The following is an 11,223-nucleotide window of genomic DNA, read 5'->3' on the forward strand; positions in this document are numbered from 1 at the left end:
ATGATACCATGAGCACATCAAATTTCAACCCAGAGTTTGAAGCCCTATTAGACTATATCAAGCAAAACTGTGGTTGCGATTTGACAGGTAACAAACGTGATTCTTTGACGCGTCGGTTCCAACGCCGGATGCAGCAGTTAAATATTGAAAACTATAAGAATTACTTGCAATATCTCATTAAGCATCCCGAAGAATGCACTTTTCTACTTGATACCATCTTTATCAACTTCTCTGGCTTTTTTCGCGATCGCGACCACTGGAATTATTTAGCTAACAACATCATTCCCAAAATCATTGCAAACAAGCAACCTGGAGAAAGAATCCGAGTTTGGAGTGCTGGCTGTGCTTCTGGGCAGGAAGTTTACACACTAGCTATGTTGTTGGCAGAAGTACTTGGCATCGAGCAATATTTGCAGCGAGTGCAAATTTTTGCTACGGACATAGATGAAGATGCACTCAATCAGGCACGGCAGGGCAGCTATAACAATCTTGAGATAGCAGGGATTCCGAGCGACCTACTGTCTAAATACTTTCAGCAAACCGAGCTGGGCTATGTCTTGCGCCCACAACTGCGACGCCCAACCGTATTTGGTCACCATGACTTGGTTGTTAATGCCCCCATGTCAAAAATTGACCTGCTTGTGTGCCGCAACGTGCTTATTTACTTCAAACCCGAAACCCAAGCAACTGTTCTGGTTCGCTTTCATTTTGCCTTAACCGATAACGGCTTTCTTTTCTTGGGCAAAGCAGAAAGCTTGGCTAACAACCAACGAATCTTCGCCCCTGTCAGTCTCAAGCATCGTATTTTTGCCAAAGCGGAGAAGCTCAGTTTGAAAGATCACTTGCTGATCCGACCTCAGACTCCTAACAAGACAGAGGTTGACCCTCTAACTACCCAAATCCAAATTACTCAAGCAGCTTTTGAGAAGAGTCCATTTGCCCAACTAGCAGTTGCTCGCAATCATCGTCTGCTTATGGCTAATGAACAGGCATATGCCCTGTTTGGTTTGACGAAGGCCAATTTAGGTGCGCGACTGCAAGATTTAGAAATCGGGCAAGTTGTAAATTCCATTGCTTTTATGAGGCAGCTAGAGCGATCGCGCCACCTGCTCAGCTTGAAAAATGTAGAGTGGGTCAGTAAATTTGGCACAACTTATCTAGATGTTTACATCATACCGATATTAGAGTCGAGTGGTAAGCTACTAGGCGCAAACCTCACTTTTATTGATGTGACTGGGTACTTATCCCTTGTAAATGATGTTGAACGTTTAAGCTCAGCTCTTTTAGAAGTGACTCAGGAACTACAGAGTACACAAGAGTTATTAGACGCTACTAGTGCAGAACTAGAATTTACTTACAAGGAGCTAGAAAGCTTGCAACGGGAGATTTAAATTTTGGCTTTTTCTACAAAAGGAGAAAACACTGGAATCAATTTCTGACGACTTACAACTAGAGTAGGAAAAGAGCGAGTCGTATAATCTTCTCCCTTTGTTAAAGGAAATGGTTCTGATTCAAGTGATATCCAGCTACCACCTGCAGCTTTCACAATAACCCAAGCCGCTGCGAAATCCCATATTTTGGGTGTCGCTTCAACACCACCCAGTGTAGAACCAGCCGCAACAGTCAGAAAGTTGTAGCTTGCAACACCTAGCATTCGGATTTTACACGGAAACCCTTTTTGAATCACTGAGGTGCTGCGAGAACAAAGGTTGAAAAAATGATTGTTGCTGGGAGCATCATCACTTGTCTGAATGGGCTTATGATTGCGAAATGCTGCATCTGGTAAATCTAACTCAGAGTCACCTTTCCAGAAACCATGAAAAGCTTCATTCACTGGTGGCACGTAAACGTAACCAAAAACTGGTGTCCCTTGGTAGAGCAAACCCAATGAAATTCCCCAAATGGGAATCCCGCGAGTAAAATTGGTTGTGCCATCTAGGGGATCTATAACCCAGCACCATTCTGTACCGGGAAAAATCCTGTTGCTTTCTTCAGTGAGAAGACCGTGATTTGGAAAGGTGGATGCTATCGCGTCTTGAATTTCCCGATCCGCCCATTTATCCGATTGGGTTACCAAAGTTCCATCAGCTTTTTTATCGGCTTGCACTTGCCCAAAATCTTGCATCAATTGCTTGCCAACTCTGGTAGTTGTCGTTTGGGCAAAGTCGATAATGGTAGTCCAAAATTCGTTCATGGGGCAACGGATAGGTAACAGATATAACGGATAGATTTATTGTATGGCTTGGAGTTGAACTATCCGCTAAATCTGTTAGGAAATCTGTTACTGGATCTAATCCAGTTCATTTTCTAAAATAGAGGCGATCGCTTTCTGAGCGTTGATCTGAAATTCTTGAACGTTCACTCTGGTAAGGAACCAAATTGCTAGGAGTATGCCCAGTGCTTGCAGCCCAAAAACCAGACTATATGCCATTGCTTTTTGAGCAAACAAGTATTTGCCTACATCCAGTACTGCACCACCACTGACTGTAGCCAGTGCCCTTGCCATCGCTTGTGCCAGACCCCATGCACCAATGAATGTTCCTGCAGTTTCTGCTGCCGTTAAATCTAGCATGAGGCTAAGTGCTCCTGTTGTGGTGATACCTGAAGTCAAACCAAACAGCAATAAAGCTCCTTGTAGGAATTTCTGATTGGCAGTAAATCCCGATAGTATGATGAATGATATGGAGAAAGCGACTGTTAAGCATCCTAACATAGCAGTTTTTTGTTTGCCCAAGCGTGGCACGATTAAAAACCCTGTTGAACTAATACCTATTAGGGTTCCTGTTCCCCAAAACGCATTCAGCTTGGTTGTTTCCGAAACACACATTCCAAACACTTCGCCACCATAAGGTTCCATCACAGCCTCTTGCATAAACAAGCTGATTGTCATCACCAATAAAAAGGTGAAAAACAAACCTGTTTGACGGCTAGCAGTTAATACCTTGAGTGCTTTTTTGAGAGTAATTTGGTCTTCTCTTTCTACGGCAGTGGAGCGTATATTATATCTAGAGTATTTTTTTTCTACGCCTGCTGTCGCCAATACTGCTAAACCAAAAACAACCCCTGGGAGAATCAAGAACAAGCGGTTAATAGAATTTTGTAGTGCTGCAAGTTGTTGGGGTTGGCTGTATAAAGAGACTGTTCCTACTGCTGCTTCTTGGCAAGTTGTTGCCGCAGGGAGTAACTTTGAGCTGGTGATTGCGCCGATCACAATGCCTACCATCAACATTGACCAGACAACACCAACCAGTTTAGAACGGTTGTCTTCATCGGAAACATCTACTAGCAATGCTGCAAAGGGCGTGGAACTTGAACTCAATGCCAATCCGTAGAAGGCAAAAATCCCTGCTAACAGAGCAATCCAACCGTAGGTTTGACTCGTCCAACCTGCATTGTAAAAACTAGCGCCCAGTTGCCAAGTGACTTGTACTGCTAAAAAAGCTGCGATCGCAAATAAAGCGGTACCCAGCCAGACATAACCAGTGCGGTGATAGTTCAGAAAAGGTTTAGCATCGGATCTCTGTCCAAACCACAGCCTAGACGGTGCCACCAGCTGATGCATTGCTATGGTACCCGCTACAAGTGTCGCTGGGATTGCCAATTCCTTAATCATAATCCGATTCAGCACTCCCAAAGTGAGAACCGACATGATGCCCAACCCCATCTGAAATAAGCCCAAGCGAAACATGGTAAATACGTTAACCTTGGGTAACGTTACTGGCTTTGCTGATTTATTTGATTCAGAATCGGGTGAAAATTCGCTGGTTGCCATAGCCCACTACAAGCCGTTAAAATTCAAAATTTCAAGTTTAAGCTGGAGGAAAGCTAATAATAGCAAACACCAAGCCCTTATCTGTCCGTTATTTCAAAGCTTAACAGTTCACAGAAAATAAATTATCGCTCGAGATAACTCTATTGAAAGTTTCTAAAGAATTTCACAAGAAGATACACTGGAAATGTAAAGAAGTGTAAATTATAGAGCTTTACAACGTGGAAAGTATCACACTGGGACAAAAAGGTCCGGCTGTTACACCCCTGTGCATTGGGACTTGGGCTTGGGGTGATAAACTCTTTTGGAATTATGGCAACAACTACGGGTCAGAAGAGCTCGAAGGAGCTTTCAAAACAGCATTAGAAGCAGGCGTCACCTTTTTTGATACTGCTGAAGTTTACGGATTTGGTCTTTCCGAGGAATTGTTAGGGCAATTCATGCAAAAGACCGATAAACAGGTGCAAATAGCCACAAAATACGGGCCTGTGCCTTGGCGATTTACAGGTGGGGCTGTTGGTGATGCGCTGACAGCGAGTCTCAAACGCTTGCAACTAGAGCGAGTGCCTTTGTACCAAGTTCATTGGCCCTTCGCCTTTTTTATGAGTCAAGAAACTTTGATGAATGCTTTAGCAGATGAGGTGCAACGGGGCAGAATTGAGACTGTAGGTGTAAGCAATTATTCAGCAGAGCAGATGCGAGAAGCCCACCAAATATTAGCTGCTCGTGGCGTGCCTTTAGCTGTCAATCAAGTCCGCTATTCTTTACTGAGCCGTCAGATTGAAAGCAATGGTATTCTGAAGACTGCCCGTGAGTTGGGTGTAACAATACTGGCATACAGCCCATTGGCTCAGGGGTTATTAACAGGCAAATACACAAGCAGCAGCGCTCACGATTTTAAAGATGCCAGAAGAATAGACCCCCGATTTAGTCGAGAAGGTTTGAAAAAAATTGAGCCCTTGTTATCCGTGCTACGTCAGATAGGAGAGAAACACGGGCGCACTCCTGCTCAAGTTGCTCTGAATTGGTTAATTGCACAAGGCAATGTCATTCCTATTGCTGGAGCAAAAACCGCCGAACAGGTACGGCAGAATGCAAGTGCTTTGGGATGGACTTTGACTGACGATGAGGTTGGGCAGCTAGAAGAGGTTAGCCGCCCCTGGTTGAGATGAGATTTTAGCTGGGTTTGATACTAATTCTTTTGTAAGATGGATTCTTTTGTAGGACGGGCGTCCCGCCCGTCCACCCCACGTAGGTAGGGCTAAAGCCCACCGTTTTCAGCTGTTTTTAACGATTATTGCCAGAAGGCTTATGTTTTACTTTCCTAGCTACGACTGAAAATTGATTATGACGGCTTCTTCTGAACACTTCTCTTCTCAATATTTCTAAGGAACGAGGTGATCTCAAAGAGATAGGTCTAAGTCTTGTTATCTTAAATACTTTCTGTAAGCCAGGACGGGAAGCTTTGGATAAATCAAAATACTGTAGAATATCTTCCTCGCCTTCATCAAAAAGCTTATCCAATTCCTCCGCCTTCATAAGCAGCTACCTCATTTTCTCGTGAACGTCTTACAGAAATGATGCGAATATTATCATTTCTATATGTAATAACAGCACTCCAATGCTTTGTCCCTATTTTACCAATAACAAGAAATCTTGGCTCATCTGTAGTGACTGATGAAGGTATTTCTAACCTGTTACTATCAAGCCATAATTCTTGAGCTTCAATAAAATCAATTTTATGTTTGTCTTTATTGATACTACTTTTTTTGGGATCGTACTCAAAAAATAACATAACTGGTTAGATATACAAAACGTTGTAATTATAATGACATAGGCAAAAATACGATGAGTAATCAATTTCAGGGAAGTAAAGACTTACTGAAAAAGCTAACCGTTCAACACTGACCATTAACTAGAAGAAAAATTTTAAAACTCAGTTTTAAAATTTAGTAAGTATAAATATTGAGTAAAAAACACTTCCATATCTCAGAGAGTGATTTAGGGAGTCATTCAAAATGCAGGTGTCCCTCTTCTGTCAGTTTCCGAGAGGGCAATCTCTAGAAGTCTTATCAGCAAATCAATACAAGCTATCCTATTACAAAAACTTGGTTATTGTATTTGTTATTAGCAAAAAATCTTGCGATTGCTTCGTATACAAAAGCTCTAAAATTCAGAAATAGCAAAAGTTGTTGGAGAGTGACAGAGGAGGAAAACCTGCACCTACTTACAATAAACAAATGCAAGTTTTTACCGATGGTGGGCACTGCCCACCCTACATCTAACTTTTGTAGTCCGGGCGTCCCGCCCGTCCACCCCACGTAGGTAGGGCTAAAGCCCACCGTTTTCAGCTAAACAAATCCAGGTCTGTCACTGCACCGAGACTGCTAGAAGATACTAATTTGGCATATTTTGCCAGTACACCCCTGGTGTAAAGGGGTGGGCGTGGCTGCCAATTAGCACGACGACGGGCTAATTCTTCATCAGACACGTCTAAGTGTAACAACCGAGCATGGGCGTCAATTGTAATGGTATCGCCTTCTTCAACCAGAGCAATAACACCGCCCACAGCTGCTTCTGGTGCAACGTGACCAACAACCATGCCGTAAGTCCCACCGGAAAAGCGTCCATCGGTAATCAGCCCTACAGAATCACCCAAGCCAGCACCAATAATTGCTGAGGTAGGAGCTAGCATTTCTCGCATTCCGGGGCCACCTTTAGGACCTTCGTAGCGGATAATAATAACGTCCCCTGGGTTAATTTTCTTTTCCAAAATTGCATTCAAGCAGGATTCTTCCGATTCAAACACCCTTGCAGGTCCGGTAATTTGTGGTGTTTTTACCCCAGTAATTTTTGCTACTGCTCCTTCTGTTGCCAAGTTACCTTTCAAGATAGCAAGGTGTCCTTGTTGATACATGGGGTTATTCCAAGGGCGGATGACATCTTGATTGGCAAGTGGTTCCTCTGGAATGTCTGATAGGGTTTCCGCAATTGTTTTTCCAGTAATGGTGAGGCAGTCTCCGTGGAGAAGGTCGTGGGTAAGTAGCATTTTCATAACTTGAGGAATTCCACCAGCTTTGTGCAAATCCGTAGCTACATACCGTCCGCTTGGTTTTAAATCACACAGAACTGGAATACGGGCGCGGATAGTTTCAAAATCATCTAGGGAAAGCTCTACACCCACAGCATGAGCAATTGCCAGCATATGTAACACGGCATTAGTTGAACCACCAACTGCCATGACAACGGAAATAGCATTTTCTATAGATTTGCGGGTGATAATTTGGCGGGGCAATATTTGCTTGCTAATTGCTTTTACCAGGTACACGGCTGATTGTTCTGCACTATCAGCTTTTTCTTCGTCTTCTGCTGCCATTGTGGAAGAATAGGGCAGGCTCATACCCATTGCTTCAATAGCGCTAGACATGGTGTTTGCCGTGTACATACCACCGCAAGAACCTGCACCAGGGCAAGCTCTACGCTCTACTTCCATGAATTCCGTTTCGTCGATTTTCTCCGCAACGTATTGACCTACGGCTTCAAAAGCGCTGACAACGGTTAAGTCACGTCCGTTGTAGTGTCCGGGTTTGATTGTACCCCCATAAACAAAGATGGCGGGAATGTTCATCCGAGCAATGGCAATCATCGCTCCTGGCATATTCTTATCGCAACCGCCAATAGCTAGGACACCATCCATGCTTTGTCCATTGCAGGCAGTTTCTATAGAATCAGCAATGACTTCCCTTGACACGAGGGAATATTTCATCCCTTCGGTTCCCATCGAAATACCGTCGCTGATGGTAATTGTGCCAAACAATTGTGGCATTGCACCAGCGTCTCTCACCCCGATTTCTGCTCGTTCTGCCAGTTTGTTTATCCCCATATTGCAGGGAGTAATAGTGCTGTAGCCGTTGGCAATCCCAACAATCGCTTTGGTGAAATCCTCATCTTTAAAACCAACGGCACGCAGCATTGCTCTATTTGGCGATCGCTGCACTCCCTGTGTAACAACTTGGCTTCTGAAATTCTCTGACATTTTGACATTCCCCAGCGCCGTCATCTTTCCTATGGCGCATTTGCTCTATAGATTATCTCAAAATATCAGAAATAGTACATTTGCTAACAGTTGACAGTTAACACTTAACAGTCAACTGCCAAAGATCAACTGTAGCTCTTACCATCTGGCATAATTGCGCCCTGGAGCTGAGTCCCCATCATGTAGGCTCCATACAGATTGGCTCCCTGTAAATTTGCCACAGTCAAGTCTGCATCTATCAAATCTGTCATTTTCAATTCCGCCCCATCAAGTATGGCTCCCGTGAGCTTGGCTTCAAACAAATTGGCTCCACTCAGGTTAGCTCCTGTGAGGTTAGCTCCTGTTAAGTTGGCTCTCACAAGAGATGCTTCTGTTAAATCAACGCCAACCAAATTTGCTCTACTCAAATCAATCTCACTAAGAGAAGCCCTTTGTAAATTAGCTCCGCTCAGATTAACTTCTGTTAAGTAACTGCCTATCAGATTTACACCCTTAAAGTTTCTCTCACCTTCCTGATAGCGTCTCAACAATTCATCCACATCCATAGCACGATTTTCACAAATTTCTTTGCAGTAAACCTCAGACAGCATATTTTACAGTTAATTGCATTACAAGATGGTAATCTGACAAATATTGTCATTATTTACTACAAAATTACCACCACAGCAACTGGAACAAAGTCATTTGTGAACAACTGACATATGCAGATTTGTTAGGGAATGAGCCTAAGATCGGCGATTGGTAAAACGGTTACTAGCGACCAAAATTGATAAACTATAATCGAGCATAATTCAGCGATCGCTGTTAAAACTCCATGCTGCTTGGAAAAAATCTTGCTCGCAAAACATAGCATAGCGGTATGTTGAATACACTACTCCTGTATGACTGGCGTAACGCTCAACTAAACTTTCTAATTGTTGAGTTAATGGTAAAAAATCACTGCTACTGTAAGTACGAATCCAATCTCCATATTGATGATTCGGAATGCCATTACGAGCTAATTGTTCGCCTAAAAAAGCATATAAACGCATACAGGGGGACATAGCAGCAGCAGTTGTACCCACATCAGAAGTCCAAGCGGTTGATAACAAAAAGTCTGTATAACGGCGAGTTGCTGCTCCTGGTTCTACAGAACGTAAATCTATTCCCCACTTAGCCGCATAACCTTCATGTAACTTAAGTTCTTGTAACACTCCACTTGCTAAAGAGTGAAACGTAAGAAATTCTGAAAAGTCCGGTACTTTAGCAGCAGCTATGCTATACGCACGAGCAAAAGCTTCAAGAAAAAAGGCATCTTGCCCAACATAATAGGCAAATTTCTGAGGAGCGAGAGTACCGTCTCCAATACCTCGAACAAAGGGATGTTCTAAACAAACTTGGGCTATATCAAGATTTGCTTCCCACAATTCACTGGAAAGAGTCATAAGTGACTTGTTAGTAGTTAGTAGTTAAGAATACCACCAACAACCAACCACCAACTACTTTTAAAACGGCAAAAATTGTAGTAAGAGAGAACCAATACTGCCTACAAAATCAACAAAAGTGGGTTTACTAGGCTTGATAGCTGGGTCGGTATAAGGTGTTTGCAATTCTTGGATAAATGCCTGTGCTGTTTGCATTCCTGCAGCATTCTTTTCAGCTGTAAATAGCTTGTCCGCAACCTGAGCATCTTGGAATGCACCTTGTTTGTCCATGATTTGATAGCGAGCAATACCACGAGCGAGATATGCTCCTGCATAATCTGGTTTCACGGCAATTGCCTGATTGAAATAGTCGATGGCTTGTTGATGGTTACCTTTCTGTGCTTCAGCAATACCCCAAGCATAAAATTCCTCTGGCTTGGCGTTTTGCAAGGGGATACCTATTGCTCCTTGTAAGTTAGCACTTTTGAGATCTATACCCGTTAACTCTGCACTGTGTAAGTAGCTGTGTCTTAAATCAGTACCCACTAGAGTAGCCCCAGTGAGTTTGCTAGCAGTGAGGTTGGCACCAAACAAACTAGTACCGCTTAAGTTAGTATTCCTTAAATCGGCACCTGTTAAATTAGCACGGCTGAGGTTAGCTCCGGCTAAATTGGCTCCGCTTAAATCTGCTCCTGATAAGTCAGCCATGACCAAACCAGCACCAGATAAGTCACAATTGGGACATTTTTTGCTTGAAAGTAGCTGTCTGAGGTGTTCGGGATTGGCTGCGTGGGCAGTTTGGCTGGTACTAATGATAGTTAAAAGTGCGGCTGTGGCAAGAATCTGGCTTTTCATAACTGAGTATTGCTATATTTTTTCCTGGCTAGTTAAGAAACAGGAAAATAGTTTATAATTTTTTTAGACTTTCGGCAGTTACACTGCAGTAAAAGTACCTATTCAGTTTTGATTTTGAGTCAAGGCGAAAACATTTTGATTTTGCCCTTTCCCCGTTCTCACTGTTTGCAATGAAGAAGACAAACTCAGATCTGCAAATAGACTTAAGGCAAAGGTTAAAGTAGCCGCTAATAATAGTTTTTCAAGCATAACAGTCCCCGCAACCGCTTATTTATACGTTCGTTTCTATATCTTGGGATGAAAATAACCTGTTTCCATCCCAACCTAAGAGATAAACGAATTTGGGGAAAGTGACCCATATCGCCTGCATCGGTGACTATCGTCACTGACACAAATCAACAGCTTACTATACGTACCCTATGGTAAAGTTGCACCACTGAGGTTTGTACCATCTAGAAGAGTTCCTCTCTAATTAGCTCCCTTAAAGTTAGCATCATGAAGACAGGAACCTCTAAAGTTGGCACTACCTAAATTAACACTGCTCACCTTGGCATTGTCAAGATTGTCACCACTGAGATTGGCATTGCTTAAATTAACACCTTTTCAGTGAGAATTCGCAAGATTGGCACTAGCTAGTAGAGAAAGGCTGTTCGCGTAGCGTCTCCTCTGGAGAAGTATCAAGGATAAAGGATGAAATTAAAAGGCTTACACTGTAACGTAGGTTGGGTTGAGGAACGAAACCCAACATTGACTGCGTAAATTTTGCATAAAAATACGAAAATACGTAGGTTGGGTTGAAAAACGAAACCCAACATTGACTGCGTAAGTTGTGCATAAAAATACGAAAATACGTAGGTTGGGTTGAGGAACGAAACCCAACATTGACTGCGTAAGTTTTGCTTGAAGAACGAAACCCAACATTGACAGGCATTTGTTGAGTTTCTCCACGGCGATCGCAACCCACAAAAATTCTCAGCCCTTGTAGTATTGGATCGGTAACAAAAAACGTAACTGGTAAGAACCGTCCTTAGTCATTTGTCATTGGGAGCCACTTGCTATCACGGGTGAAACCCGTGATAGCAAGTGGCGTTCATTAGTAAGGGTTTCAGATGCATTTACATTTTGTAATACAATTCTGTTTATTCCGACCCACCTACTGA

At 43.0% G+C, this 11,223-nt stretch carries 10 protein-coding genes and 1 pseudogene; 2 read left to right on the top strand and 9 right to left on the bottom strand.

Annotation, left to right across the window (positions count from 1 at the left end; all coding sequences use genetic code 11):
- Positions 1-8: 8 nt before the first annotated feature.
- Positions 9-1,391, top strand: a complete 1,383-nt coding sequence (locus ACYRY3_RS41725) for a CheR family methyltransferase (protein ID WP_460207720.1) — start codon at positions 9-11, stop codon at positions 1,389-1,391.
- On the opposite strand, the gene ACYRY3_RS41730 is transcribed toward ACYRY3_RS41725, so the two are convergent.
- Both ACYRY3_RS41730 and ACYRY3_RS41735 read right to left on the bottom strand, forming a co-directional pair.
- The gene (locus ACYRY3_RS41730; RefSeq protein WP_460207721.1) at positions 1,388-2,194 is read right to left on the bottom strand and encodes an inositol monophosphatase family protein; all 807 of its coding nucleotides are present in this window, start codon (positions 2,192-2,194) and stop codon (positions 1,388-1,390) included. The genes ACYRY3_RS41725 and ACYRY3_RS41730 overlap by 4 nt on opposite strands.
- 96 nt (positions 2,195-2,290) lie before the next feature.
- Positions 2,291-3,772, bottom strand: coding sequence for a BCD family MFS transporter (locus ACYRY3_RS41735; RefSeq protein ID WP_460207722.1), 1,482 nt, complete (start codon positions 3,770-3,772; stop codon positions 2,291-2,293).
- A gap of 218 nt (positions 3,773-3,990) precedes the next feature.
- On the opposite strand from ACYRY3_RS41735, the gene ACYRY3_RS41740 reads away from it, so the two are divergent.
- Positions 3,991-4,941, top strand: a complete 951-nt coding sequence (locus ACYRY3_RS41740; RefSeq protein WP_460207723.1) for an aldo/keto reductase — start codon at positions 3,991-3,993, stop codon at positions 4,939-4,941.
- Between the two features lie 344 nt (positions 4,942-5,285).
- Here the strand turns inward: ACYRY3_RS41740 and ACYRY3_RS41745 are convergent, their stop codons facing one another.
- The 7 genes and pseudogenes from ACYRY3_RS41745 to ACYRY3_RS41775 all read right to left on the bottom strand — a co-directional run bounded on the left by ACYRY3_RS41745 (position 5,286) and on the right by ACYRY3_RS41775 (position 11,027).
- A complete protein-coding gene (locus ACYRY3_RS41745) occupies positions 5,286-5,564 on the bottom strand; it encodes a BrnT family toxin (protein ID WP_460207724.1) in 279 nt (92 codons plus the stop codon).
- A gap of 552 nt (positions 5,565-6,116) precedes the next feature.
- Positions 6,117-7,805: a dihydroxy-acid dehydratase gene (gene ilvD, locus ACYRY3_RS41750; RefSeq protein ID WP_460207725.1), complete on the bottom strand. Its 1,689-nt coding sequence runs from the start codon at positions 7,803-7,805 to the stop codon at positions 6,117-6,119.
- Positions 7,806-7,930: 125 nt separating this feature from the next.
- Positions 7,931-8,350 (bottom strand): pentapeptide repeat-containing protein, encoded by a 420-nt coding sequence (locus ACYRY3_RS41755; protein ID WP_460207811.1) that lies wholly within the window; start codon positions 8,348-8,350, stop codon positions 7,931-7,933.
- Between the two features lie 246 nt (positions 8,351-8,596).
- Positions 8,597-9,229, bottom strand: a complete 633-nt coding sequence (locus tag ACYRY3_RS41760; protein ID WP_460207726.1) for a TenA family protein — start codon at positions 9,227-9,229, stop codon at positions 8,597-8,599.
- Positions 9,230-9,289: 60 nt separating this feature from the next.
- A complete protein-coding gene (locus ACYRY3_RS41765; protein WP_460207727.1) occupies positions 9,290-10,063 on the bottom strand; it encodes a pentapeptide repeat-containing protein in 774 nt (257 codons plus the stop codon).
- A 468-nt stretch (positions 10,064-10,531) separates the two neighbouring features.
- Positions 10,532-10,651, bottom strand: a pseudogene (locus tag ACYRY3_RS41770) (pentapeptide repeat-containing protein); the annotation flags it as partial.
- A gap of 40 nt (positions 10,652-10,691) precedes the next feature.
- Complete coding sequence (locus tag ACYRY3_RS41775; RefSeq protein WP_460207728.1) at positions 10,692-11,027, bottom strand: hypothetical protein; 336 nt, start codon at positions 11,025-11,027, stop codon at positions 10,692-10,694.
- Between the last annotated feature and the right edge of the window lie 196 nt (positions 11,028-11,223).

The sequence above is a fragment of the Scytonema sp. NUACC21 genome, assembly GCF_054684315.1.